The following is a 24,811-nucleotide window of genomic DNA, read 5'->3' on the forward strand; positions in this document are numbered from 1 at the left end:
GCGCCGTGGCCAATGGATGTAGTTGCAAGTGAAACTATCTCGGGAGATGCACATGCCGCACGACAATCCGCTCGGCCTCGACGGCTTCGAGTTCGTCGAGTTCACCAGCCCCGATCCCGAGGCCATGGCCGACTTGTTGACGCGGATGGGCTTCACCCATCTCGGCAACCATGTGTCGAAGAATGTGCGCCATTACGCCCAGGGCGACATCAATTTCATCCTCAACATGGAGCCGGCCGGTCAGGCCGCCGATTTCCGGAAGGCGCATGGCCCTTCGGCGAACGGCATGGCGTTCCGGGTTGCCGATGCGAAGAAGGCGTTCGCGGTGGCGGTCGAGCGCGGTGCCAAGGCCGTCGAGACGCCGCGCGGGCCGGGCGAGATCGACATCCCGGCGATCGAAGGGATTGGCGGTTCCTACCTCTACCTGGTCGATCGTTATGGCGCGGAGCAGATCTACGACGTGGACTTCAGGCCGGTACCGGGCGCGAAGCGTGACGCCAATTCGGTGGGCCTGCACACGCTCGACCACCTCACCCACAACGTGAACCGCGGCCGGATGGACCATTGGGCCCAGTTCTACGAGCGCCTCTTCAACTTCCGCGAGATTCGCTATTTCGACATCGAAGGAAAGCAGACCGCGCTGGTTTCGCGCGCCATGACCGCGCCCGACGACAAGATCCGCATCCCGCTCAACGAGAGCCAGGACGAGCACAGCCAGATCGAGGAGTTCCTCAAGGAATATGGTGGCGAAGGCATCCAGCACCTGGCGCTGGCCACCGACGACATCTTCGCGACCGTAGACGCGCTTCGCGCCAACGGCATTCGCTTCCAGGATACGCCGGACACCTATTACGACCTCATCGACCAGCGCCTTCCCGGCCATGACCACGACATCCAGGCGATGCGCGAGCGGAAGATCCTGATCGATGGATCGCCCGAGACCGGCGAAGGGCTGCTCCTGCAGATCTTTACCGAGAACATGATCGGGCCGATCTTCTTCGAGATCATCCAGCGCAAGGGCAACGAAGGCTTCGGCGAGGGCAATTTCAAGGCCCTTTTCGAATCGATCGAACTCGATCAGATTCGCCGCGGCGTCATCCCGGCCAAAGCGGATGCCTGAGCCGGACTACCTCTCCGGTTTCGGCAGCCATTTCGCCACGGAAGCGGTCGAGGGCGCCCTGCCGCACGGCCGCAACTCACCGCAGCGGCCGCCCTTCGGGCTCTATGCCGAGCAATTGTCCGGCACGGCGTTCACAGCCCCGCGCGCCGACAACCGGCGATCCTGGCTCTACCGGATGCGGCCCAGTGCCGAGCATCCGGCCTACCGTCCCTATCGAGGTGCGAACTTGTTCGCACCCGGCACATCGGACGCTCCGCTGCCCCCCAACCGGCTGCGCTGGAACCCGTTGGCAATGCCGGAAACACCCGCCGACTTCGTCGATGGGCTGGTCACGATGGTCGCCAACCGGGATCCAGCAAGCCTCGAAGGGGTCGCCGTCCACGTCTATCGCGCCAACAAGGATATGGCGGATCGCTATTTCTTCGACGCCGACGGCGAGCTCCTGATCATCCCTCAACAGGGCCGGCTGGACATCGCGACGGAGATGGGCCGGATGGCGCTCGGGCCCGGCGAAGTCGCGCTGGTCCCCCGGGGCGTGCGCTTTCGCGTCCTCCTGCCCGATGGCGAAGCGCGGGGCTATGTCGCCGAAAATCACGGCGCCTTGTTCCGGCTGCCGGAGCTGGGACCGATCGGATCGAACGGCCTTGCCAATCCACGCGACTTCCTTTCGCCGAAAGCCGCCTATGAGGATCGCGACGGTTCCTGCGAGCTCATCCAGAAGCATCTGGGGTCGCTCTGGATCACCGAACTCGACCATTCGCCGCTCGACGTCGTCGCCTGGCACGGCAATCTGGCGCCCTTCAAATACGATCTTCGCCTTTTCAACGCGATCGGCACGATCAGCTTCGACCACCCCGATCCGAGCATCTTCACCGTCCTCACCAGCCCGTCCGAGACGCCTGGCCGCGCCAATGCGGACTTCGTCATCTTCCCGCCGCGCTGGATGGTCGCGGAGGACACCTTTCGCCCACCCTGGTTCCACCGCAACGTGATGAGCGAGTGCATGGGCCTCATCTACGGCGACTATGACGCCAAGGCCGAAGGCTTCGCGCCCGGCGGCATGAGCCTGCACAACCTGATGGCGGGGCACGGGCCGGACGTGGCGAGCTGGAAGGCGGCGAGCGAGGCCGATCTCGAGCCGCGCAAGATCGAGGGCACGATGGCCTTCATGGTCGAAAGCTGCTGGCCCTACCGGCCGACCCGCTTCGCGCTCGACCATGCCCAGCTCGATTATGACACGGCCTGGGAAGGTTTTCCGAAGGCGAAGCTGCCGGAATAGGGCGGCGGCATAGCCTATTCCGGATTGCCGCCGGCGCAGCATAATGGGCGCCCTTCTCCGTTCTCACGCTTCAGGAAAGGCACGAATTCGCCCGAGCGCCCGGGTTAGGCTGGCCTAAGCGCCGAAACTGGAGCGAGGCCCGACATGATCCGATTGGCTGCGATGCTCTGCAGTCTCGTCCTGCTGGCGCTTGTCCCTGCCGCGCCCGTAGCCGCCGCCGTGCCACCGCCCTTGCTCATCCCCGGGGACGAGCCGACCGTGGTCACCGAGCATGAGATCCGCACGGCGGACGGCCGGCTGCGCTACCAGGCGCGCGCGGGTCGGTTGCCGATCCGGCACGACGAGACTGGCGAGGTGCGCGGGCGCATCTACTTCACCGCTTACGTCGTCCCTTCGGCCGACGGTCGGCCGCGCCCGCTCACCTTCCTCTGGAACGGCGGACCCACCGTCGCGTCGCTGCTGCTCCACACCGAAATGTTCGGGCCGCGCCGACTGGAGGGCGACCGGTTCGTCGACAATGCCGAGACGTTGCTGACGGTCAGCGATCTCGTCTTCTACGATCCGGTGGGGACCGGCTTCAGCCGGCCGGAGCAAGCCGAGACGGCCGCGGAATTTTACGGCACGCTCGGCGACTTCGCCGCGACCGCCGAGTTCATCCGCGCCTATCGTGCGAGGTTCGGCGCCGAAGCGCAACCTTTGTTCATCGGCGGTGAAAGCTACGGCACCTGGCGCGTCGGCGGAGTCGCCGAGCTGCTGGCGGGGGCCGGGATCGACCTCGAAGGCGCCTTGCTCATTTCCGGCGGGATTCCCGGATCGCAGATGCCGGACGCCTTCTCCGATGCCCTCTACGTGCCGGCGCGGACGGCGGCCGCCTTCCACCACGGCAAGCTCGTGCCGGAGTTGATGCGCGATCGCGACGCGACCCTCCGGCAAGCCGTCAAATGGGTACGCGACGTCTATCGGCCGGCCCTGGAGCGGCTCGAGGGCCTCGACGCCCAGGAGCGCGAGGCGATCGCGCAGGACCTGGCCCGCTTCACCGGCGTGCGCCCGGAGCTGATCGACCGATCGACCCTGGTCATGCCGAACCGAACCTATCTGCGGACCCTGTTCGAGGGCGACGAGACCCGGGTCCTCAACACGTTCGACATGCGCCTGTTCGGTGCAGAGCCGAACCCTCCGGGCCGCGCGCGGGCAATCGCCGCTTATCTGCGGGGCGACCTCGGCTACGCCACCGACCTGGCCTATACCGGCCTGGAAGATGGTTACATGCCGCGTCCCGGGCCGGACCGGCGCAGCACCGGAAGCCGCTGGGACTACAACCATGTCGAAATCACGCCGGAGATGATGGCGCGCGCGATGGGTGGCGGCGGGCCGCCGGGCTCGCAGCCCTGGCTCCAGCGCGCGATGCGGGCGGATGGCGACCTGCGGGTTTTCGTCGCCGCCGGCCGCTACGATTCGCTCAACATGTGCGAGGGCAATCACGACATGGTCGCGCGGCTGGAGCCGGAACTGGCCGGCCGCTTCACCAACCGCTGCTACGAAGGGGGGCATATGATGTATCGCGACGAGGCCGAACGGCACCGGCTCGCGGCGGACGTCCGCCAATTCATCACCGCCGCCGCGGAGGAGGCGCGATGATGCAATCGCTGGCGACTGCGCTCGCCGCAGCCTGCCTCGCTTTCGGCACCGCCGCCCGGGCATCGGAAACGGCCTCGCAGACCGAGTCCCCACCCGCGTCAGGCCCGCCGATCGTGGCTCCGGAAGTGTTCACCCGCGTCTCCGAGGATCCGGCGAGCTTCGCCGACCTGCCGGCGCCGCGCCGGTTCGTCACGCGCCACGAGACCGTCATCCGCGGACAGAAACTGAGCTACACCGCCACCGCCGGCGAGACCTACATCACCAATCTTGCCGGCGAGCCGATAGCGCGTTTCTTCGCTTTCTCTTACGTCAAGGACGGTCGGACCGACCCGTCGCGCCCGGTGATGTTCGTCTTCAACGGCGGCCCTGGATCTGCCTCGCTTTGGCTGCACATGGGCGTAGTCGGTCCGCGCCGCCTCCTCCTCGACCAGGAGGTCAATCCGAGCAGCACGCCCCCTTTCGGCCTCGTCGACAATCCCCATAGCCCGCTCGACGTCGCGGACCTGGTGTTCATCGATCCGGTCGGCACCGGCTTCAGCCAGGCGGTGGGCAATGCGCGCAACGCGGACTTCTTCTCCGTCGACGCGGACGCCGAATCCGTCGCCCGTTTCATCGAGCTGTGGCTGTCCGAGAACGGCCGCTGGAACTCGCCCAAATATCTGGTCGGTGAAAGCTATGGCAGCGCCCGTGCCGCCGTCCTCACCCGCACCCTCATGGGCGGGCCTCTCTATACCGGAGTGATGCGCGGCATCACCGTCGACGGCGTCGTCCTTCTCGGCGTCGTGCTGGGCCGGCCGGGCGGGGAGCAATCCGGTTCCGACGCGAGCGCGCCCGATCCCCGCGCCGGGCTCGACCTGCCCGGCCTGGCGGCGACCGCCTGGTATCACGGGCGGATCGACCGCGCCGGCCGGACCGTCGACCAGCTCCACGAGGAGGTGAGCCGCTTCGCCGCAACCGACTATGCCGAAGCGCTGTTCCGGCAGCGCCAGGAAGGCCTGAGCGAAGAGGAGAAAGCGGGGATCGCCGCCCGTCTGGCAGCTTATACCGGAATCCCCGCCGCGACCTGGATCGAGAACGACCTCCGTATCTCGACCCAGACTTTCCTCAAGACCCTCCTGGCCGACCAGGGGATGGAAGCCGGCGCCTATGACAGCCGCTACACGCTTCCACTCGCCGGTAGTGGCGGAGATCCGGTCGCCGACGATCCGGCAATGGGTCGCTATGTTCCAGGCTTCGTCGCCGCCTTCCACGAAATGCTGCGCAACGATCTCGAGGTCAGCATGCCGGTTCCCTATAATGCGATCACATGGGCGGACCTCAACTTCGCGTGGCGCTGGGATCGCGTCGGCGTGCCGCAAGTCGGCAGTTTCGGCGAGGAGCTCGCCATCGCGATGCGGCGCAATCCCAGCCTGCGCGTGCTCGTCGCCTCGGGCTATTACGACATGGTGACGACCGCCGCTTCCGCCGAGGAGGCGGTCCGTCGCTTCCGCTTGCCAGCCGACCGGGTAACCGTCCGAAACTATGAATCGGGGCACATGCTCTACCTGGGGGACACCGCCGAGGGCTTCGCCGACGACATTCGCGCGCTGATCGAAGGAGGCCGCTAATTCCTCGCATCGAGGATCACCGTCAGGCGATCCCCGTCGATGCCTCCACCTGCCGGCCCTGCGTTCGGCCTGCCAATATCGACCCGATCTCCGGTTCCGCATAGCCGAGCCAGCGCAATATCTCCTCACTATGTTCGGCGAGCCCCGGCGGCGATTCGGAGGTGCCGGTCTGCGCATCGGTCAGGCTGAAGCCGACGTTGAGGATTTCGCAGGATGCTCGGTCCGGAAGCCCCGCCACCTCGATCGGAAGCTTCATGCCGCGGTCCCGCAAATGCGCAAGCTCGGCCGCCTCGTCGACCTGGCGTACCATTCCGCAGGGGATCCCCGCCCCGCTCATCTCGGCTTCCCATTCCGCAGCGCTCTTGCGCTTGAGCTCCCGCGACAGTTCGACCCGCATGGCTTCGGCATTCGCGCGGCGAACCTCCGGGTCGGCAAAGCGGGAATCGGCCAGCCAATCCTCTCGGTCGAGGGCTCGGGCCAACGCCGCGAACTGCCCCTGCTGCACCACGCCAAGCGATACGAGGCGGCCGTCGCCGGCCTCGAACATCGCCGACGTGGGCTGCCCGCTATAACCGACATTGCCGGTGCGCTGAGGCGCCGTCCCGGTGACGAGATAGGGAACGATCGCCGACGTCATGAAGGCCAGGCTGGCGTCGAGCATCGCCACGTCGATATATTCGCCGCCGCGCTGCCGCTCGCGGCGAAGCAGCGCGGCGAGAATGGCGAAGGCCGCGGTCTGGCCGGTCAGCGTGTCGACGACCGGAAATCCGACCCGCATCGGCGGATCGCCGGGATTCCCGCCCAGGCTCATCATGCCGCTGGTCGCCTGGACGATGTTGTCGATCGCCGGCCAATCGCGCAGCGGTCCGGACTGGCCGTAACCAGAGATCGAGCAATAGACGATGTCGGGATTGATCTGCCGAACCTCGTCATAGCCGAGGCCAAGCCGTTCCATGACTCCTGGACGAAAGTTCTCGAGCAGTACGTCGGATCGCTCGACGATCCGGCGCGCCACGTCCCGTTGCTCGGCCGACTTGAGATCGAGGACGATCGACTTCTTGCCCGCATTCACGGCGATGAAGGCGGGCGCCATCCCGTCATAGCGGCGGTCTGTCCCGTAATAGCGCATTGCGTCACCGCCTCCCGGTGACTCGACCTTGATCACCTCGGCGCCGAGAAGGCGAAGCAGGTGCGACGCATAAGGCCCCGCCATTACGTGACTGAAATCGGCAACGCGGATGCCGTCAAGCGGCTGGGGCATTCGGAACACTCCTGCAATTGATCTGACCATCTTCGGCGACACTCGCCCGGGCTGCGCGAAAGACGCCGGTGCCATCGATGCCGTAGCGGGCTAGCGCCGCCGCATTGGCCGCGGCGTCACGAAGATAGAGGGCGTCGAAGCGACTTTGCTCCGTCTGGGGAAGGTCGTGGGTCGCGACGCCCCCGGCGGCGGCCGCCTCCAGCCCCTGATCGGTCGCTGCACGGATCTCGCGCGCGAGCGCCGCTTCCCATATGGCGATGCCTTCCTCGAGCACGCGCTGATGCTCGGGCGAGAGCCGGTCCCAGCGCTCGAGGCTCATGGCCCGGGCCGGATAGGCGCCGCGCGGGACCTTCAGGCTCGTAAAATGCTTCGCCACCTCGGCGAAGTGCAGCGCCTGGAACGTGTCGGGCGGCGCGACCACCCCGTCGAGGACGCCCTTGGCGAGCTGCGAGTAGACCTCGCCCATCGGCATGTTGACGGGATCGGCACCGAGGTGGCGGAACACGCTCGTCAGCTCGGTCGGCACCCGGATCCGCATGCCGCGCAAATCGGCAAGCCGCCTCACCGGCCGATCGCGAGTGATGATTCCCGGCAGGCCGCCGCCCTGCACCGCGAGCACCTTCAGGCCATGAAGCTCCTGGCGGATCTGCGGGCTGCCGGCGGCCAGGCAGCGGTAGAGCGCCACCTGATGCTCGATCTCCTCGACCCCGCTGTAGAAGCCGGATTGGACGCGGACCAGATGGGCGCCGCCGCGGACGTAGATGGGCGTGATCAACCCGACGTCGGCAACGCCGTGGCGAAGCTCGATCATCGACTGGTCCGCCGACAGCAACGCCCCCGACCAGACCGGCCGCACGTCGAGCGAACCGCCCGAGCGCTGGCGGACGAAATCCATCCAGGCCTGGTCGGCGCGACTGAACGGATGGCCTGGGCCGTAAGGAGTCGCATAGACCAATTGCGTGGTGCCGGGCGGAATCGGGCGGACGCAAGCGGCGCAGAACAGAAGCAACAGGAGCGCTATCGGCCTCATGCCAGTCCAGCACCCTTCAGGAACTGCTCCATCGTCGCGACCATTGTGTCGCGGTTCCAGTCGGCCGCATTGACCATGTCGGCATCGAGCGAGAGTACCGGCACGCCCGCCTGCTCCAGGGCGAGCCGGGTCAGGTTCGTCCCCGACTGCGAAAGGCGGTTGTTGGGCGGCGTCAGCATGACCGCGGCGTCGATCCCGCATCGTTCCGCCTCGCTGACCATCCAGCCGTTCATCCACGGCGGCAGGTGCAGGACCTCGTTCATCGAGCAGATCCGGCTCGCCAGCGCCTCCATGGGCCGTCCCTTGATCTCGCGAATATATTGAGGTCCGGCAAACGGCATGTACATCGACCAGACGAAGACGGCCCCCAGACGTGCCTCGAGCGCCTGGTAGAAGCTGGGATCGTGCCACAGGCCGGCACCGATCCACATCAGCCGAAGCCGCTCGTTCGCGGCTACGCCCAGGCCCGCGGCCACGCGCTCGGCCACTTCGTCACGGAAGCGGCGTGCATGCGCGACCGCCCAGTCGGAACCCCGATGCCATTGCGGGATCATCGTGTTCGGCATCTGGTCGGTGATCGCCACCGGGCAGGGGCGCGCGTCACCGATCATCCGGGCCGCCTCGTCGATATAGGATTCCTGCTCGTTGATCCGCTCCATCAGCGTCTGGAGTCGGTCCTCTTCGAAACGGCGGCCGGTCCGCTCCTCGAGCAAGGCGATGAGGTCGCGCATCTCCCGGACCAGCAAATCGATCCGCTCAGGCTGGTAGACCTGCTCCCAGCATTGGCGCGACTTGTCGAACCAGGCGGGATCCTTGTCGGTCCAGGCCGGCGCTTCCATCGGGAAGAAGACGGTGCCGAGCGCGTCCGCCCATTGCGCGAAGACGTGCTGGATACAGTCGCATGTCAGGCGGGCGACCAGCACCGTCGGACGAGGAAGCCCGCCCCAAGGTGCGCTGGCGGGGTCGTCGGCAAGTGTGCAGGCCAGGCCGAGGGAGCAATAGCGGCAGCTGTTCGAGGGATAGCCTCGCTCCGTCATCGCGTCGAAATAGCGGGTCGAGAGCTGTTTGGCGGAGATGTAGGCCGACCACCACTGGTTGGTCACCAGCGGGATGTCCATCGCGTGGAAGATCTCGTGCGGCGTATCCGCCTGGGCGATCGCGAACGGCTCGCCTTCGTCAACGACGCGGCGCTTCAGCTCCGCGCCGAAAGCCTTCTGAAAAGCGGTGGCATCGGTCGTGCAGGCGAGGTCCTTGCGGGTTCGGCTCGCATCGCTCATCGGAATACTCCCAAAGTGGAGAGCTCCGCGAAACGCTCGGACGACAGGCCGGCAATCGCAGTCGCAACCTCCTCGTCATGTTCGCCGATCGCGGGCGCCCTGAAAGGTGCCGGCCGCTCCGCGGAGAAACTGATCGGCGTGCGGACGTGACCGAACCGGCCGAGATGCGGATGGTCGAGTTCGACGAGTGCGCCGCGCGCGGCCAGCCCGGGGTCGCCTTCCATCAGATCCTCGATGTCCTGTACGGCGCCGGCGGCGATGCCCGCCTCCTGGAGGATGGCGGCAGCCTCGCGATCGGTACGGCGCGAGGTCCACCCGGCAATTTCGTCGCCGCCGACGATTGCGCGAAGGCGCTCATACTCACCCTCGTCGGCGGCGCTGATCGCCACCCACCGATCCTCGCCGGTGCAGGGATAGACGCCTTGGTGGAAGACTTCGGGATCGGCATTGCCGGCGCGCCGCGGCGCCGGGCCCGTCTGGGCCTCGGCCAGCGCCCGCCGCATCTGCTGAACGCACAATTCGTACATCGAGGCATCGATATGCGCGCCCCGGCCAGTGCGCCGGCGCTGCTCGAGCGCCGCCGCGGCCATGGCCGCCATGGCAAAGGGCACGATCACGTCCCCATAGGGCACCGACCCCGGGATAACCGGATCGCGGTCCGGCCAGCCGGTGAGAAACGTACGGCCCGAAAGCGCGCCGCCGGTACCGTCCACACCCCATTCCTGCGCGAGCGGCCCGGTCTGGCCGAAGACGCTGCCCGAGACCATGACGATGCCCGGATTGCGGGCCGCGAGCGAATCATAGTCGAGGCCGAGCTTCGCCATCGTGCCCGGGGAGAAATTCTCGACCACCACGTCCGCCCATTCGATCAGCGGCTTCAGCACGTCCCACGCCTCCGGCTTCTTCATGTCCAGGGCGAGACTTTTCTTGGAACTGTTGAGATGGGCGAACCAGGGCTTGTCGTCGAAATTTCCGGCTTGCGAGGCGGACACCTGGACGTCGAGCCGCGACAGGCAGGGCCGGGTACGACTCTCCACCTTGATCACCTCCGCGCCGAGGTCTCCGAGCGCCTTGGTGGTGATCGATCCGACCAGCGCCCAGGAGAAATCGAGCACCCGTACCCCGCCAAGCGGCCCGGGTCGCGTACGCTCTCGGTCGACGGGCGGCGCCGTCTCCGGCCCCGGCCGCCATGAAGCGAAGCGGGACGGCGAGCGAATCCCGTCGGCCTCTTGCCAGAAGCCGCGCGCCTCGAGATGGGGGTCGGCGAGGACGTCGGCAGGGTCCGCGACCACGCACGCATTGATGCCGCGTCGGCGCCCTTCCCTGCCCATCTCGGCCCGGCTGCGCGTCGCAAAGAAGGCGGCGATCGCGGCTTCCCACTCGGCGCGAACCGCCGGATCGAGCGTGGACCGGTTGTAGCTCAGCCAATCGACTCCGCGCAGCGGGTTTGGGACGCCGGCCTCGTCCATCCAGTCCGACAGGGCCTGATTGGCCGGGGCGCCGAAGCGGCCGGTCATCAGCGAGTGGAAGCACCAGCCGTCGGCGAGGCGCCAGATGCAACGCACCACAGCCCGGCCGTAGCCCAGCGCGCCGCCGATCCGGCGCAGCTTGCGGCGGTCGAACTGCCAGGCGAGGATGCTGCTGACGTTGCGGTTGAACGCCACTTCCTGGACGGACACGTCGACATGCTGTCCGCGACCGGTCCTGGCGCGGGCAAGGTGCGCCGCCATGGCGCCGGCGGCGGCGACCATGTCGGCGTGGAAGGTACAAGCATCGAGCGCCTCCTTCACCGGAGCGCGGTCGGGATCGCCGGTCAGGCGCAACGTTCCGCCCATCGCCGAAGCCACGAGCTCGCTTCCGCGCCAGGAGGCGCGCGGTCCGTGGCTTCCGAACGATGTCACCGAGACATGGATGAGCTCGGGCCTTTCCCGCTCGATCCGGGCGCGGTCGAGACCCAACTCCCCCAGGCGCGGGAGACCGAGATCGTCGATCAGGAAATCGGCCTCGGGAACGGCGTCCGGGGACACTGAGCGGACCTCGGCCCCGAGTGAGGCGAGGAAGCGAGCGAGCGGACGTTCCTCCATCCCGCCCAACGCGGCCACCTGGCTGCCTTCGAGTGGACTCATCGCGCCATTCTCCCGATGAATTCGGCAATCTCTTCGGCGGCGCCGTCCGATGCGTCCCAGCGGCGATCCGCGAGGACGAGGACGGGAATGCCCGCTTCCTCGAGCAGCCGGCGCTGGCGCGGGACGTGCCAGACGAGCGCCTCCTCCTCGCTCGCGAGCCAAAGAATTACGGCGTCGGCGCGGCAGCGTCGCGCCTTGTCGAGAAGCCATTGCGCACGATCGACGAAGCTCCGCGCGCCGAGCGGGCTGGCATGGGCGCGGCCGGCCACGGCCAGGACGGGATCCCCCCCGACCACGAGCTCGGGGCCTAACCGGTCGAGCGCGCGCTCGTGCAGCTCGGCCGCGACGGTCCAGCCCTGCCGCTCGACGGCCACGTGCAGCCGGTCGTCGGGCGGCGCCGAGCCGGCGAGCAGCATTTGTCCCCTGAACGTCTGCGCCGGCAGATCGTCGGGCACGACCGAGAAGACCTCGGGCGAGAACAGGCTTGCCCGGCCGATCCGCTCGTAAAGGCTGCCGCCGGCGCGACGGTCGGAGTCTAGCCTGGCGAGAGCGCGCCGCCGCAGGTTGGCCGTCTCGATACCCTGCTCCAGCCGCGCGGCGTCCACGCCCAGGCTGTCGCACAGCCTGCGGGTCGCGGCGACGCTGTGCTCGAGGCTGGTCGGCCGGCCTATTTTCGCGAGGTCGAAGATGAGCGGCGTAGGTCCGCCAATCTCTCCTCGCCGCTGAAGCTCGCAAACATAATAATAAAGGCGCTGCGAAACGTCGTCGCCGCGAGTGAAGAGGACGCGTTCGAGGAAATCGAAGCGGCCGTCCGCCCAGTCCTCGAGCACGGAGCGCGCGCTGCCCGGAAAGCTCGGCTCGAGCCAGGCGTCGGCGCGCGGCGTCGGACGGTCCGGCACCCAGGGCAGGTGCGCCGCCGTGCCGAAGGCGGCGAGCAGGTCCTCGGGAAGTTCGAGGCCGAAGTAGCCGATCGCCGCCGGCGCCGCTCTGGCATGGCCGAGCGGATCGGCGAGGATGGAGTCGATCTTCGCGAGTGCGGTCATTGTCCCAGCCATAGCGGAAGCGCCAGCACCATCGCGGGAAACAGGATGATGGCCAGCAGGTGGAGGAAATCGGCGGCGAGGAAGGGCAGCACACCGCGGAAGATCCGTGAAATCGGTACGTCCCCCGCTATCCGCTGAATGACATAGAGGTTCATGCCGATCGGGGGATGGACGAAGCCGATTTCCATCGCCCGGACGATGAAGATACCGAACCAGATCGGCGACAGGCCGAGTTCCACGATGATCGGAAGCAGAATCGGCGTGGTCAGCAGCATCAGCGCCAGGCCGTCGAGCACCGAGCCGAGGAGGAGCAGGAACAAGGCGATGAGCAGCACGGTCGTGATCGGCCCTGTACCGATCGAGGAGATGGCTTCTCCGATCGCGTCGGCGAGGCCGGTGACGCCGACGAAGACCGAGAATATCACCGCGCCGACCACCACCACGTAGATCAAGCCGCTGGTGCGCAACGTCTCCTCTAGCGCGGTCTGGAGGCTCGACCAGCTCAGGCGGCGCCGGACCGCCGAAATGGCGAGCGCACCGACCGCGCCGACCGCCGCGGCCTCGGTGGGCGTGAACCAGCCCAGAGCGATTCCGCCGATCACGAGGAGGATGAGCAGGAAGATGTCGACGATCTTCCTGAGCGCTGCCCAACGCTCCGGCCAGCCCAGACGGGGCGTCGCCGGCGCCACCTGCGGCCTGAACCGGACGAGCAGCCAGATGGCGGCGAAATAGAAGAGCATCTGCGTGATGCCCGGGATGATCGCCGCGGTGAACAGCGTCCCGATCGACTGTTCGGCGATGATTCCGAAGACGATCAGGGCGCCCGAAGGCGGGATCATCTGGCCGAGCGTCCCGCCGGCGGCGATCGATCCCGTGGCGAGCTCGTCCGAATATCCGCGCCGCCGCATCTCCGGCAACGCGACCATGCCGATCGTCGCCGCCGTCGCCAGGCTCGACCCGTTTATGGCGCCGAAAGCGGCACAGCCGCCGACGCCGGCAAAGGCCAGTCCGCCGCGGCGATGGCCCACAAGCCCCGCTGCGGCGTCGAATATGTCGCGGCTGGCATTGGCGGAGAAGCAGAGGTGAGCCATCAGCAGGAACAGCGGCAAGGTGCCGAGTTCGTAGCGAGAGATCGTCTCGAACAGGACGACGCCGCCCTTGATGATTGCCGGCTCGAGCCCGATCACGATGGTCAGTCCACCTATGCCGACCAGGCCCAGCGCCACGCCGACGGGCGTGCCCAGGGTAAGCAGGACGAGCAGGACGAGGATTCCGACCAGGCCGGTTTCAGGGGTTGCCGTCATGTTCGCTCCCTGCGCACGGCCTGGACAAGGAAAATCACGACGAGAGCGGCGCAGCCGGACAGCACGAGCAGACGAAGCGGGCGATAGGGAATGCCGATCACCTCGCTCTCCTCATGCGCGTTCCAGAGATCGGCGGCGATCCATCCGCTCCCGATGAGCAGCCCGACGAAGAGCAGCGCTCCCAGCGCCTGGCCAATTCCGACCAGCCAGCGTCTCAGCCGCGGCGACGCCCGATCAGTGACGAGATGGACGGTCGCGTGGGTACGAGCGACGCTGGCGACGACCATTGCCGCGATCGCGGCGATCACGACCGACGCCTGGACGATCTCTATCGAACCGAGCAAGGGAAAGCCGCTGTGCCGGCCAAGCACCGCAATCGCGTCCGTCGCCATGGCGAGAAGAAGCGCGCCGCCGCCGACGACCACCAAGATACGCATCGCCCGGCCCGACCCGGTCTCCCGCTTCATGGCAGCAAGCCCACGCGGCCCTCCCGCCGCAGTTGCAACGGCGGCAACCCGGCGGTGCGCGTGATCGCCTCGACATAATCGAGCACGGCGCCTGAACGCTCTCCTTGGGCCGGCACCGGCCGTCCCGGCGGTTCGACATGGACCGGGATGACACCCGCCTCGATCCGCCCGTCGCGGTGCCAGGTCAGGCTGGCGACCATCGCGTTGACCGCCTCCGGATGAAAGGGCGCATATTCGTAAGCCGGATCCGGTTCGAAACCGAACAGCCGCTTGCGCCGCTCAGCCCATTCGCGCCGCGCCGCATGGTCCTGGTTCGGGCTGAGCGCCCGGGTGACGACGCACCCATTGCCGAGACCATGATAGATCGGCCGTCCTCGATAGACCTCGATGCCGCGCAGGATGTGGGCATGGTGGCCCGCGACGACGTCGGCACCGGCATCGATCGCTGCCTGGGCGATCGCCCGCTCGTAGGCCGCGAGAATGGCGGGCCGGTGGACGATGCCCTTGTGCAGCGCGACTAGGACGAGCTGCGCGCGATCCCGCACCGAAGCGATATCGCTCGAGAGGATGGCGAATGCCTCGTCAGTCGCGCGGACGAGATCGGCGATGGGCGACACCGGAGCCCCGTCGGCTGTCGCGATCGGAAGGAAGGCGCAGCCCGCACGATCCTCCGAGGCCCAGGCGGCCTCCGGGCCGACGCAATTGTAGCTGAGCAGGGCGATGGTACGGCCGCCCACGTCGATCAGGGCCGGCGCCCTCGCCGACGCCAGATCGGCCCCTGCCCCGGCATGTGCGATCCCGAGGCGGTCGAGGCCCGCAATCGTGTCGGCAATCCCTTCCGCGCCGCAATCGGCAATATGATTGCCGGCCAGCGTGACGGCCGTGAAACCGGCGCGCGCGAGTGCCTCCAAGTTCGCAGGATCGGCTCCCGGAGCCGGCACATCTCCGGCCAGCTCCGCCGCGGAGCGGGTATGCGGCACTTCGAGGTGACCGATGGCGACATCCGCCGCGCGAATGATCGGCGCTATTCCGGACAGCCAGTGATCGGCATCCGGAAGGTCAAGAACCAGGTCGCCGGTCAGCAGAATCCGACTCGGGGCGGATTCGTGCCCATCAGTCGGTCCGATCATGCGCACCGGCCTTTCCTGCACGGCGACCACGCTCGACGGGCGGCGCCGAAGCGGTCGCTCGGCTGAAGGGAAGACAATGTCGGCACCTGGATTTCTTTATCTGCCACTCTCCTGACCCTTCACCTACGTAGCGTCTGCGATCTGGTCAACGATATTGTTGACAATCCAATTGGGCCGATGCACGAGAGGTGCAGGCGAGTTCAACAGGACCGCCGCGACCGATCGGGGAGGACGACTTGAAGGACGCCGCAGCGTATACCTTGCTCATCCTGGCAACGACCGCGCTTGCTGCCTGCTCGAGCCTGCCCGCTGCTCCGCCTGTCGCGACCGCCGCCACGCCGACCGGCGAAGGCTCCGTCCCGCGCTATGACGAGGTCGTCCGGCAGTCGCTCTACGTTCCGGTTCGCGACGGCACGCGCTTGGCGATGAACATCTACCGCCCGGCGGAGAGGGGCCGCGCGGTAGAGACGCCGCTGCCGGTCATCTTCGCTTTCACGCCTTACCGGGCACGCTACCGCGAAGAGAATGGCGAGACGGTCGAGGCGGGCCTGTCCGAACGCCTCGGGCTCAAGGGCATGACGGATCACGGCTATGTCGTGGCGGTCGCCGACATCAGGGGCAAGGGCGCTTCGTTCGGCACCCGGCGCGGCTTCCAGGACCGGACCGAAGCCCAGGATGGCCACGATCTGGTCGAATGGCTCGCAGCCCAGCCCTGGTCGGACGGCAATGTCGGGATGGTCGGCTGCTCCTATCTCGGCGGCACGACCATCCAGACCGCCTCCACGGCACCGCCTCACCTGCGCGCGGTCTTCACCGGCGCGACCGATTTCGACAAATATACCTTCGTCCGTCGCGGGGGGATCACCGCCCAGTTCAATACCCGCCCGGACGAACCGCTGTCCTGGGACCTGGCAAGCCTGCCGGTGGACGCGGATCGCGACGGCACGCTGCTTCGCCAGGCCGTCGAACAGCATTCCGGCAACACGCCGATGGCCGATCTGTGGTATTCCATGCCCTATCGCGACAGCATCTCGCCGCACACCGGGACCCGCTTCTGGGAGGAAGTCGGCCCCTATACCTATGCCGACACGCTGCGGAACAACGGTGTACAATATTATCTTTGGGTTACCTGGAAGGACGAGCCCGCCGAGCAGATCCTGACCGCCGCGGCGAACCTGCCCGCGCGCGTGATGATCGGGCCGGGCAGTCATTGCGAAGCGCCGCCGGGAGTGGATCTCGGTGCCGAGCAGCGGCGCTTCTTCGATCGACATCTCAAGGGAATCCGTAACGGGATCGACGAGGAGCCCCGCTACCGGTGGTGGACGCTCGACGCTCCGGCCGGCGAGGAATGGACCCGAAGCGACCGCCTGCCCGGCGATGGCGTGGATCGGCACATTCTTTTCCTGGATGACGGGCCGAGCGGCACGGTGCGCTCGCTGAACGACGGCGCGCTCGTTGCGCAGCGCCCGGACGACGGCGCGGATAGCTATCGTGTCGACTATGACGTCGAAGGGCAGGACTATTTTCCCTTCTGGCCCGCCGTGCTCGACGAGCGGGGCCTGACCTACACGTCGCCGCCGCTCGCACGCGATGTCGTGCTGACGGGATCGCCCGTCGTGCACCTGCGGGTTTCCGCCGACCAGGACGACACGAACCTGTTCGTCTTCCTCGAGGAAGTGGACGGCCAGGGCCGGGCCGAGAACATCTCGTTCGGCCGGCTGGCACTGTCCCACCGCGCGATGGCCGAGCCGCCCTACGACAATCGCGGCCTGCCCTGGCACTCCGGGCGCAGCGCGGATGTCGAGCCTGCCGTCCCTGGCACCGCTTATTCGGTTTCGTTCGCGCTCACCCCGAACTCGAAGCGGTTCCGGGCCGGCAGCCGGATCAGGGTCTCGGTCCGCGGCGCCGATCCGCGCCAGCGCAACCTTCGCGAGATACGGCGCGATCCGCCCGAGACGGTCACCGTGCACCACGGGGCCGGCGCTTCGCGGGTCGAAATTCCGTTCCTGGAAGCCCCGGTGTTCGCCGCAAGCGAATGAGGAATCGACCGGCGGGCGAGGTGCCCGACCGGCCCTGCGGATTCGATGATGGAGATGGGATGATGTCGACGAGGTACGTTTTCCGGCACGAAAGCCGCGGCTCGCTCCGCGCCCGGTGGATCTGCGGCACGGCGCTGCTCGCCTTGATCGGCCACGGGCCGGCGCTCGCCCAGGACGAGCCGGCGACAACCGAATCCCCCGCTTTGGCGCCGGCCCAGCCGGACGACGTCGCCCAGGACCAGAGCCCGGCGGATATCGTCATCACGGGCAGCCGCATCCGGGGTATCGCGCCAGTCGGGTCGCCGCTCATCGACCTCGGCCGCGACGACATCGAAGCCTCCACCGCCGTCACCACCGACCGCATGATCCGGGAACTTCCGCAGGTCTTCGACCTCGGCATTTCCGAAAATTCCCGCGGCCAGTCCGGCGGCAACAGCAACATCACTTACGGCAACAGCGTCAACCTGCGCGGCATCGGTCCGTTCGCTACCCTCGTCCTGGTCGATGGTCACCGCGTGGTCGGCAACAGCCGTTCCGTGGACCCGTCGATCATCCCTACCCTCGGCCTCCAGCGAGTCGAGGTCGTGGCCGACGGCGCCTCGGCCATCTACGGATCCGACGCCGTGGCCGGCGTGGTGAACCTGATCCCGCGGCGAAACCTCAGCGGGATCGAGGCGATAGCGCGCTATGGCGTCGCGGATGATTATGACGAGCGGCTGATCGGGATCGCCGGCGGCCACACCTGGAGCACAGGCCAGGTCATGGTAGCGTTCGAGCACGCCTATCGAAGCAATTTGAGGGGCGACGACCGCGCCTTCTTCACCAATGATCAGAGGCCGTTCGGCGGACGCGACTACCGGATCACGGAATGCGACCCCGGGAACATCGTCGTCGGCGGCGTGAGCTACGCCATCCCGCCGGGCGGCGTGACCCCAGGGACCGCCGGTGCGCTGCAACCGGGAACCCAGAACCTGTGCGACAGCCATGACGGCCAGGACCTGTTCCCCGAAACCAGCTACAATAGCGTCGTCGCCACCTTCACCCAGGATATAACGGACTGGCTGACCTTCTTCGCCGACGGCTATTTCTCGAAGCGCGAGTTCGAACGCAATCCGGCCTTCGCCGCGGCGGTTCTGAACGTGCCGAGCACCAATGCCTTCTTCGTCGCACCGCCAGGGACCGATCCCGCATCCGTATCGGTCCGGTACAATTTCGCACGCGATCTCCCGCCCAACACGTCGACGGGATTCACGCGTACTTGGCAGGGCAATGCGGGGCTGCGCTTCAGCCTGCCGCATGAATGGCAGCTCGAAACCAGCTTCAGCTACGGCCGCACCCGCGACGTCTCGAACAGCTTTGGCGGCCTGAACACGCCGGCACTCAACGCGGCCCTTGCGAGCAGCGACCCGCAGACCGCTTTCGATCCGTTCGGCCTGCACCGGACCAGTCCCGAGGTGCTCGCGCTGATCGGCAACCAGATCTTCCTGGCGCCGACGCTCAACCGCCTCACTCTCTACCAGGCCAGCGCGGACGGCCCGCTGTTCAGCATCGGTGGAAATCAGGTCAGGCTCGCCTTCGGCTACGAGCGCCAGGAGATCGAAACCGATCTGGGCGTTGCGCGCGGCAATCCCGGCACGCCGACCACCTTCCGCAGCTTCGGCCGGTCGGTCGATTCCGGCTATGCCGAGCTTTTCGTGCCCATCTTCGGCGATGGCAACGCGATGCCGGGCCTCGAGCGCCTCGAGCTGAGCGCCGCCATCCGGCACGACCGCTACAGCGACGTCGGATCGACAACCAATCCCAAGATCGGGATCGTCTGGGGTCCGTTGCGCAATCTCAGATTCCGCGGCAGCTACGGCACCTCGTTTCGGGCGCCGATCTTCTCGCAGATCTACGGCAATTCGAACAATCTGTTCGTCCAGCGATACACCGATCCGACGCAGGGAGGTGCGCTGGTCACCGGGGTGGCCCTCTCGGGCGCGAACACCGAACTGAGACCCGAGGAGGCGAAAACCTGGACGGCGGGCGTCGACTTCGAGCCGGTGCGCAATGCGCGGATCAGCCTCACTTATTTCGACGTCGACTATAAGGGCCAAGTCGAGACCTATCTCTCGGACCTCGGCATTCTCGGTCGGGAGGAGACGTTCGCCGGCACGGGCATCATCCTGCGCGGCGAGGAAGCGGCAGCACGAGTCGCCGAGCTGATCGCGAGCGGTATCGGCGTGCTCGGAGTCCTTCCCAATCCAGTGACCGTGTTCGTCGACGGCCGCAACTTCAACCTCGGCCGCTCCATCACTCGCGGCATCGACGTCGAAGGCTCGTACCGCTTCGATACGGGATCGCTCGGCGCGCTGACCCTGAGCGTGAACGGAACCTATCTCACCGACTATCTGCTGGCGCAGACGCCGACTGCCACGCCACAGGACCGGCTCGACACCATCTTCAACCCGCTGCGGTTCAAGGCGCGCGCCGTTGCGGCGTGGGAATATGGCAACGCGTTGACCCGGCTCCAGGTCAATCATGTCGGCGGCTACACCAACGACATCATCACGCCTTCCGAGAAGGTGGAAGGCTATACGACGCTCGATATCGGCGTCGCCTTCAACGTGGGCGATCCCGACAGCCGCGACTTCTTCGACAGCGGAATGACGTTCGGAATCGACGTGAGGAACGTCTTCGACACCAATCCGCCTTACGTGAACCTGGCGCCTTCCGGGAACGGGAGCGGCGGCTATGACGCCACGGTCGCCAATCCGATAGGCCGGCTCTTCTCCTTCTACGTGCGCAAGAGGTGGTAGGCGCCGCGCATCCGGACGGCCGGGGCGGCCGTCCGGAGAGCCGGTCAGGCGTAATAATCCGGGTCGATGTCCGCCAGGGCCGAAAGGCCGCCCGCCACATGCTCGCGCATGCACCGTTCCGCATCCTCGACACGCCCTTCCACGATCGCCGCCGTGATCTTCTTATGGTCGGCATTCGCCGCGTCGATGCGGGCAGCGCTGTAGAAGGTCGAGAAGAGCAATCGATAGATCGGGACCCGCAGTCGCGCGAGGAAGGCCTCCACATAGAGGTTGTTGGCGCCACGGATGATCAACGTGTGCCACTCATCGTTGAGCCGCGCGAACAGCTCATGATTGCCCGTGGATTCGAGCGCATCGAGCTGATCTTGAAGTGCCTTCAGCCGCTGCTTCGACTCCATGTCCTCCGATGCGGCGAACTCGGCGGCCGCGAGCCCCTCCAGCGCCATGCGGGTGCGATAGATCTGACGCAGCTCGTCGAGGCTGAAGCGCCGCACCGACGCGCCGCGGAATTCCTCGATCTCGATCAGCCCATCGGCTTCGAGCCGGCGCAGCGCCTCGCGCACGCGGCTGCGGCTCGCGCCGGTCTGCTTGATTATCTCGGCTTCGATCAGCCTCTGACCCGGCACGAAAACCCGCCGTTTGATGCGTTCCCGCAGCCAGTCGACGACCACCTGGACCGTGCCCCCGGCGGGCTCCGCCGCTCCCTTGTCCTGTGCAGGCACCGAGATCGCCACCTCCGATACTCCGTTTCGCATACCGTTCGGACTATCTTTCGTGAACGATCCTGTCGACAATTCAAGTGGGAGCGAACCGATGCGACCAATATTGTGGCTGAGCTTCCTTGCCGCCCTGAGCCTCGCCGGCGGCTGCGCGGCACCGTCCACCTCCGGACGCGAGCCCGCGATCCAGACGACATCGGAAGACGAGGCTCGCCGCCCGCTTCTCCTTCAGCGGCACGCGCTGCCGGATACGCCCGGCACGGGCCCCTTTCACGCGATCAAGCTGGAGGAAGATGGCCTGGCAAATCATGTCGTCTATCGTCCCGCTGACTTGGCGCGGCTCGGATCCGTACGAATGCCGCTCTACATCTTCGGCAACGGCGCTTGCTCCGACGACGGAGCTAGCGCGCGGCTGCACCTCCTGGAAATCGCCTCCCACGGCTATCTGGCCATTGCGTCGGGACGGATACGCAGCGGTCCTGGCGTTAGCTCCCCTGCCCGCATCTCCGACACGCAGAACCGGACGAGCGCCGAGCAGCTTGGTGAGGCGATCGCCTGGGCGGTGCGCGAGAATGCACGCCCGGGCAGCCCCTATTTCGGACGCCTCGACACGTCAAAGATCGCCGTGTCCGGCCATAGCTGCGGCGGACTCCAGGCGCTCCAGCTCGCCGGCGATCCGAGGGTTTCGACCTTCGTCATCATGAACAGCGGCATCTACAATGACGGCGGTCCCGGTCGCAGCAACATCCGGCTCGACAAGAGCCAGCTCGAACGGCTGCGCGTTCCGATCCTCTATGTGCTCGGCGGCCCCGGCGACATCGCCTTTCCCAACGGAATGGACGACTTCGCCCGTATCCGGCACGTCCCCGTCGCCGTCGCCAATGCCGACGTCGAACATGGCGGGACCTTCTGGGAGCCGAACGGCGGCAAGGCGGCGCAACTCGTCGTGGCATGGCTTCAATGGCAGCTGCGAGGCGACGCCGCCGCCGCCCGCTGGTTCGAAGGTTCCGACTGCCGGCTCTGCGCCGACAGCTTCTGGAACTATGATCGCCGCAACATCGCCGGCGCAGGCGGATGATGACGGCGGGGCCTAGCGAGCCCTTATCCTGCCCAGCAGGTCGAGCAGGGTGCGACGCTCGTTCTCGCTCAACGGCGAAAGCATCCTCTCTTCATGCGGGCGCACACGGCGCACGACCTCGCGGAGCATCGCCTGCCCCTCGTCTGTGAGGTGGAGGGCGAAAGCACGCCGATCGTGCGGCGCCGGCCGCCGATCGACCAGCCCACGCGCCAACAGCTCGCCGATCAGCGGAACGAGGTTCGCCCGCTGGATCCCGAGCGAGCGGCCCAGCGCCGTCTGATTGATGCCGGGATTCTCGCCGGTCATGGCAAGCATGGCGAACAAGGCGGGACGCATGCCCAGATCCTCCATCTCCGCCATGAAATCGGCCATGAAGACGGCGGTCGTCCGGCGCATCGCATAGCCGACGAGGCTCTCCAGCAGCGCGCTGCCCGCCTCGCTCGCTATCTCGTCCGAACCGTTCACGCGTGCCATCTCCCCCGCTTGATTGTTATGTTTCATAGCATTATGATCCCTGTCTGGGAACTGGACAATGGAGAGACGAGTGGCCGAGGGCGTCAACATCCTACTTTCGATCGGCGGGCGCGAAAAGCAGGCCGCGGGCGGTCGAACCTTCACCCGCAACAACCCGATGACCGGAGAACCCGCGACGATCGCGGCAGCTGCAGGCATCGAGGATGCGAAGGCGGCTGCCGACGCGGCCGGCGCCGCGGCGCCGGGCTGGGCGGCGACCGGCCCCAACGCACGCCGCGCCTTGCTGAACAAGGCGGCAGCGGCGCTCGAAGCACGAGCCAATGATTTCGTCGCCGCGATGATGACCGAGACGGGCTCGACGGAAGGTTGGGCCCGATTCAATCTGATGCTGGCCGCCGGGATGATCCGGGAAGCGGCTTCGATCACCACGCAGATCGGCGGCGAGGTGATCCCGTCCGACCATCCCGGCAAACTTGCCATGGCGTTGCGCGAGCCGGTCGGGCCGATTCTCGGAATCGCTCCCTGGAACGCGCCGATCATCCTTGGCGTGCGCGCGATCGCCGTCCCCCTCGCCTGCGGCAACCCGGTCATCCTCAAGGGTTCGGAGATGTGCCCGCGCACCCACGGCCTGATCATCGAATCCTTCGCCGAAGCGGGTTTCCCCGAAGGCGTGGTCAACTTCGTCACCAACGCGCCCGAAGATGCTGGCGAAATCGTCGGCGCGCTGATCGACCATCCCGCGGTCAAGCGGATCAACTTCACCGGATCGACGGCGGTCGGCAAGATCATCGCCAGGCGTGCGGCCGAGCATCTGAAACCAGTGCTGCTTGAGTTGGGCGGCAAGGCGCCCTTCGTCGTGCTCGAGGATGCCGACCTGGACGAGGCGGTGAAGGCGGCGGCGTTCGGCGCCTTCATGAACCAGGGTCAGATCTGCATGTCCACCGAGCGGATCATCGTGGTGGACGCCGTCGCCGAGGCGTTCGCCGAAAAGTTCGCCGCCAAGGCCGCATCCATGCCCTGCGGCGATCCGCGTGAAGGAAAGGCTCCGCTCGGAGCCGTCGTCGACGAGCGCACGGTCCACCACGTCAACGCGCTGATCGACGATTCCCTGTCGAAGGGCGCCGTCGCTTTGGCCGGCGGTCGGAGCGAAGGCGTGCTGATGTGCGCCACCGTCATCGACCAGGTCACGTCGGACATGAACCTCTATCGCGACGAAAGCTTCGGGCCGATCACGGCGGTGATCCGCGCAAGGGACGAAGCGGATGCGATCCGGCTTGCCAATGACAGCGAATATGGCCTGTCTGCGGCGGTATTCACCCGCGATGCGGCGCGCGGCCTCAAGGTCGCGCGGCAGATCCGTTCGGGAATCTGCCACGTCAACGGGCCGACCGTGGCGGACGAGCCGCAAATGCCGTTCGGCGGCGTCGGCGCCTCCGGATATGGTCGGTTCGGCGGGAAGGCCGGGATAGACGCGTTCACCGAGCTCAGGTGGGTGACCATCGCCACTGAGCCCGGCCACTACCCCATCTGAAAAGGACAAGAATGTGAGCGAGCAGGACGTCGTCAGCTACCGCGTCGAGAATCGAATCGCCTGGGTGAGCTTCAATCGCCCGGAAAAGCGCAACTGCATGAGCCCGACGCTCAATCGCCGGATGATGGAGGTGCTCGACGCGCTCGAGTATAGCGACGATGTCGGTGTCCTCGTCCTCACCGGCGAAGGCTCGGCCTGGTCGGCGGGCATGGATCTCAAGGAATATTTCCGCGAGACGGAGGCGAAGGGCCTTGGCGCCGTTCGCCAGTCGCAGCGCGAAGCCTATGGCTGGTGGCGGCGCCTGCGCTGGTACCAGAAGCCGACGATCGCGATGGTCAACGGTTGGTGCTTCGGCGGCGGGTACGGCCCGCTCTTCGCCTGCGACCTCGCCATCGCGGCCGACGAGGCCGAGTTCGGCCTGTCCGAGATCAACTGGGGCATCCTGCCCGGCGGCGGCGCCACCAAGGTGGTCGTCGACCTGCTGAGCATGCGCGATGCCATGTACCACGCCCTCACCGGCGAGCGCATCGACGGCAAGACCGCCGCGGCCTGGAAGCTGGTCAATGAGAGCGTTCCCCGCGCACGCCTCGAGGAACGGGTGACCGAGCTCGCGAACGTCCTGCTCGGGAAGAATCCGGTGGCGATCAAGGCCGCAAAGGACGCCGTGCGCCGGGTCAAGGAAATGACCTACGACAATGCGGAGGATTATCTGGTCCGGGCGCAGGAAGCCGCAAACTTCCACGACAAGACGGACGGCCGCAAGGAAGGGATCCGCCAGTTCATCGACGAGAAGAGCTACAAGCCGGGCCTCGCCAGCTACGACCTGTCGCGGGCGGCGAGCGCTCCGGGCCATGACTGACGCGGCGCCCGCCATGGACGATCGCGCGACC

General features: G+C 66.9%; 19 protein-coding genes. 9 read left to right on the forward strand and 10 right to left on the reverse strand.

What is annotated here, in order from left to right; translation table 11 throughout:
- Positions 1-46: 46 nt before the first annotated feature.
- From hppD to EKM57_RS17530, 4 genes are all read left to right on the forward strand, one after another.
- The gene (hppD, locus tag EKM57_RS17515; RefSeq protein ID WP_129793863.1) at positions 47-1,120 is read left to right on the forward strand and encodes a 4-hydroxyphenylpyruvate dioxygenase; all 1,074 of its coding nucleotides are present in this window, start codon (positions 47-49) and stop codon (positions 1,118-1,120) included.
- Positions 1,113-2,399 (forward strand): homogentisate 1,2-dioxygenase, encoded by a 1,287-nt coding sequence (gene hmgA, locus EKM57_RS17520; protein WP_129793813.1) that lies wholly within the window; start codon positions 1,113-1,115, stop codon positions 2,397-2,399. Before hppD ends, hmgA begins: the two co-directional genes overlap by 8 nt.
- A gap of 144 nt (positions 2,400-2,543) precedes the next feature.
- Positions 2,544-4,037: a peptidase S10 gene (locus EKM57_RS17525; RefSeq protein WP_129793814.1), complete on the forward strand. Its 1,494-nt coding sequence runs from the start codon at positions 2,544-2,546 to the stop codon at positions 4,035-4,037.
- Positions 4,034-5,644 (forward strand): S10 family peptidase, encoded by a 1,611-nt coding sequence (locus tag EKM57_RS17530; RefSeq protein WP_165357524.1) that lies wholly within the window; start codon positions 4,034-4,036, stop codon positions 5,642-5,644. Before EKM57_RS17525 ends, EKM57_RS17530 begins: the two co-directional genes overlap by 4 nt.
- 22 nt (positions 5,645-5,666) lie before the next feature.
- Here EKM57_RS17530 and EKM57_RS17535 read toward each other — a convergent pair whose 3' ends face one another.
- The 8 genes from EKM57_RS17535 to EKM57_RS17565 are packed head-to-tail and all read right to left on the reverse strand — an operon-like array spanning position 5,667 to position 15,282.
- Positions 5,667-6,905, reverse strand: coding sequence for a CaiB/BaiF CoA-transferase family protein (locus EKM57_RS17535; protein ID WP_129793816.1), 1,239 nt, complete (start codon positions 6,903-6,905; stop codon positions 5,667-5,669).
- Positions 6,889-7,935: a TRAP transporter substrate-binding protein DctP gene (dctP, locus tag EKM57_RS17540; RefSeq protein WP_165357525.1), complete on the reverse strand. Its 1,047-nt coding sequence runs from the start codon at positions 7,933-7,935 to the stop codon at positions 6,889-6,891. The genes EKM57_RS17535 and dctP overlap by 17 nt, the downstream gene beginning before the upstream one ends.
- On the reverse strand, positions 7,932-9,212 hold the full coding sequence (locus EKM57_RS17545) for a 2-hydroxyacyl-CoA dehydratase subunit D (RefSeq protein ID WP_129793817.1): 1,281 nt from the start codon (positions 9,210-9,212) through the stop codon (positions 7,932-7,934). Before EKM57_RS17545 ends, dctP begins: the two co-directional genes overlap by 4 nt.
- Positions 9,209-11,338 (reverse strand): CoA transferase, encoded by a 2,130-nt coding sequence (locus EKM57_RS17550; protein ID WP_165357526.1) that lies wholly within the window; start codon positions 11,336-11,338, stop codon positions 9,209-9,211. The genes EKM57_RS17545 and EKM57_RS17550 overlap by 4 nt, the downstream gene beginning before the upstream one ends.
- On the reverse strand, positions 11,335-12,381 hold the full coding sequence (locus EKM57_RS21980; protein WP_165357527.1) for a 2-hydroxyacyl-CoA dehydratase family protein: 1,047 nt from the start codon (positions 12,379-12,381) through the stop codon (positions 11,335-11,337). Before EKM57_RS21980 ends, EKM57_RS17550 begins: the two co-directional genes overlap by 4 nt.
- The gene (locus tag EKM57_RS17555) at positions 12,378-13,685 is read right to left on the reverse strand and encodes a TRAP transporter large permease (RefSeq protein ID WP_243451119.1); all 1,308 of its coding nucleotides are present in this window, start codon (positions 13,683-13,685) and stop codon (positions 12,378-12,380) included. The genes EKM57_RS21980 and EKM57_RS17555 overlap by 4 nt, the downstream gene beginning before the upstream one ends.
- Positions 13,682-14,152 (reverse strand): TRAP transporter small permease, encoded by a 471-nt coding sequence (locus EKM57_RS17560; protein WP_129793819.1) that lies wholly within the window; start codon positions 14,150-14,152, stop codon positions 13,682-13,684. The genes EKM57_RS17555 and EKM57_RS17560 overlap by 4 nt, the downstream gene beginning before the upstream one ends.
- Positions 14,149-15,282, reverse strand: a complete 1,134-nt coding sequence (locus EKM57_RS17565) for a CapA family protein (protein ID WP_129793820.1) — start codon at positions 15,280-15,282, stop codon at positions 14,149-14,151. Before EKM57_RS17565 ends, EKM57_RS17560 begins: the two co-directional genes overlap by 4 nt.
- A gap of 236 nt (positions 15,283-15,518) precedes the next feature.
- Between EKM57_RS17565 and EKM57_RS17570 the strand changes: the two genes are divergently transcribed.
- Together EKM57_RS17570 and EKM57_RS17575 are read left to right on the forward strand one after the other, a co-directional pair.
- Positions 15,519-17,321, forward strand: coding sequence for a CocE/NonD family hydrolase (locus EKM57_RS17570; RefSeq protein WP_129793821.1), 1,803 nt, complete (start codon positions 15,519-15,521; stop codon positions 17,319-17,321).
- 59 nt (positions 17,322-17,380) lie between these two features.
- On the forward strand, positions 17,381-20,119 hold the full coding sequence (locus EKM57_RS17575; protein ID WP_165357528.1) for a TonB-dependent siderophore receptor: 2,739 nt from the start codon (positions 17,381-17,383) through the stop codon (positions 20,117-20,119).
- Positions 20,120-20,163: 44 nt separating this feature from the next.
- Here the strand turns inward: EKM57_RS17575 and EKM57_RS17580 are convergent, their stop codons facing one another.
- Positions 20,164-20,853 (reverse strand): GntR family transcriptional regulator, encoded by a 690-nt coding sequence (locus EKM57_RS17580; protein WP_165357529.1) that lies wholly within the window; start codon positions 20,851-20,853, stop codon positions 20,164-20,166.
- Positions 20,854-20,932: 79 nt separating this feature from the next.
- Between EKM57_RS17580 and EKM57_RS17585 the strand changes: the two genes are divergently transcribed.
- Positions 20,933-21,916 carry a hypothetical protein gene (locus EKM57_RS17585; RefSeq protein WP_243451120.1) on the forward strand — a complete coding sequence of 328 codons (984 nt, stop codon included), beginning with the start codon at positions 20,933-20,935 and terminating at the stop codon, positions 21,914-21,916.
- 12 nt (positions 21,917-21,928) lie between these two features.
- Here EKM57_RS17585 and EKM57_RS17590 read toward each other — a convergent pair whose 3' ends face one another.
- Positions 21,929-22,417, reverse strand: coding sequence for a MarR family winged helix-turn-helix transcriptional regulator (locus tag EKM57_RS17590; protein WP_165357530.1), 489 nt, complete (start codon positions 22,415-22,417; stop codon positions 21,929-21,931).
- A 31-nt stretch (positions 22,418-22,448) separates the two neighbouring features.
- Between EKM57_RS17590 and EKM57_RS17595 the strand changes: the two genes are divergently transcribed.
- Positions 22,449-23,921, forward strand: a complete 1,473-nt coding sequence (locus EKM57_RS17595) for an aldehyde dehydrogenase (protein ID WP_129793825.1) — start codon at positions 22,449-22,451, stop codon at positions 23,919-23,921.
- Between the two features lie 13 nt (positions 23,922-23,934).
- On the forward strand, positions 23,935-24,780 hold the full coding sequence (locus EKM57_RS17600) for a p-hydroxycinnamoyl CoA hydratase/lyase (protein ID WP_129793826.1): 846 nt from the start codon (positions 23,935-23,937) through the stop codon (positions 24,778-24,780).
- Positions 24,781-24,811 lie beyond the last annotated feature (31 nt).

The sequence above is a fragment of the Sphingosinicella sp. CPCC 101087 genome (assembly GCF_004151485.1).
Lineage (GTDB): Bacteria > Pseudomonadota > Alphaproteobacteria > Sphingomonadales > Sphingomonadaceae > Allosphingosinicella.

What these genes read in the sequence shown, in the direction of transcription:
- hppD (WP_129793863.1), top strand. Translation starts at nt 47, where the DNA reads ATGCACATGCCGCACGACAATCCGCTCGGCCTCGACGGCTTCGAGTTC.
- hmgA (WP_129793813.1), top strand. Translation starts at nt 1,113, where the DNA reads ATGCCTGAGCCGGACTACCTCTCCGGTTTCGGCAGCCATTTCGCCACG.
- EKM57_RS17525 (WP_129793814.1), top strand. Translation starts at nt 2,544, where the DNA reads ATGATCCGATTGGCTGCGATGCTCTGCAGTCTCGTCCTGCTGGCGCTT.
- EKM57_RS17530 (WP_165357524.1), top strand. Translation starts at nt 4,034, where the DNA reads ATGATGCAATCGCTGGCGACTGCGCTCGCCGCAGCCTGCCTCGCTTTC.
- EKM57_RS17535 (WP_129793816.1), bottom strand. Translation starts at nt 6,905, where the DNA reads ATGCCCCAGCCGCTTGACGGCATCCGCGTTGCCGATTTCAGTCACGTA.
- dctP (WP_165357525.1), bottom strand. Translation starts at nt 7,935, where the DNA reads ATGAGGCCGATAGCGCTCCTGTTGCTTCTGTTCTGCGCCGCTTGCGTC.
- EKM57_RS17545 (WP_129793817.1), bottom strand. Translation starts at nt 9,212, where the DNA reads ATGAGCGATGCGAGCCGAACCCGCAAGGACCTCGCCTGCACGACCGAT.
- EKM57_RS17550 (WP_165357526.1), bottom strand. Translation starts at nt 11,338, where the DNA reads ATGAGTCCACTCGAAGGCAGCCAGGTGGCCGCGTTGGGCGGGATGGAG.
- EKM57_RS21980 (WP_165357527.1), bottom strand. Translation starts at nt 12,381, where the DNA reads ATGACCGCACTCGCGAAGATCGACTCCATCCTCGCCGATCCGCTCGGC.
- EKM57_RS17555 (WP_243451119.1), bottom strand. Translation starts at nt 13,685, where the DNA reads ATGACGGCAACCCCTGAAACCGGCCTGGTCGGAATCCTCGTCCTGCTC.
- EKM57_RS17560 (WP_129793819.1), bottom strand. Translation starts at nt 14,152, where the DNA reads ATGAAGCGGGAGACCGGGTCGGGCCGGGCGATGCGTATCTTGGTGGTC.
- EKM57_RS17565 (WP_129793820.1), bottom strand. Translation starts at nt 15,282, where the DNA reads ATGATCGGACCGACTGATGGGCACGAATCCGCCCCGAGTCGGATTCTG.
- EKM57_RS17575 (WP_165357528.1), top strand. Translation starts at nt 17,381, where the DNA reads ATGATGTCGACGAGGTACGTTTTCCGGCACGAAAGCCGCGGCTCGCTC.
- EKM57_RS17585 (WP_243451120.1), top strand. Translation starts at nt 20,933, where the DNA reads ATGCGACCAATATTGTGGCTGAGCTTCCTTGCCGCCCTGAGCCTCGCC.
- EKM57_RS17590 (WP_165357530.1), bottom strand. Translation starts at nt 22,417, where the DNA reads ATGAAACATAACAATCAAGCGGGGGAGATGGCACGCGTGAACGGTTCG.
- EKM57_RS17595 (WP_129793825.1), top strand. Translation starts at nt 22,449, where the DNA reads ATGGAGAGACGAGTGGCCGAGGGCGTCAACATCCTACTTTCGATCGGC.